Source organism: Peribacillus muralis (genome assembly GCF_001439925.1).
In the GTDB taxonomy this organism is placed as follows: Bacteria; Bacillota; Bacilli; order Bacillales; family DSM-1321; genus Peribacillus; species Peribacillus muralis.
Map to the genome: position 1 here is coordinate 14,791 of NZ_LMBV01000042.1, position 316 is coordinate 15,106.

The window sequence follows — 316 nt, forward strand, 5'->3', positions numbered from 1 at the left end:
TCCGCAAGGGTTCCAAGGTCCGCAAGGATTCCAAGGACCGCAAGGATTCCAAGGTCCGCAAGGTGCACAAGGTGCACAAGGTGCTCAAGGTCCACAAGGGTTTCAAGGTCCGCAAGGCGTTCAAGGTCCACAAGGGTTCCAAGGAGCTCAAGGGTTCCAAGGAGCACAAGGATTCCAAGGACCACAAGGTTTCCAAGGTCCACAAGGATTCCAAGGACCACAAGGGGTTCAAGGACCACAAGGGGTTCAAGGACCACAAGGATTCCAAGGTCCGCAAGGATTCCAAGGACCACAAGGATTCCAAGGTCCGCAAGGC

The 316-nt window shown here is 55.1% G+C and carries 1 pseudogene; it reads left to right on the top strand.

The features are described from left to right. A pseudogene (locus tag ASU00_RS26500) lies at nucleotides 1–316 on the top strand (hypothetical protein); the annotation flags it as partial.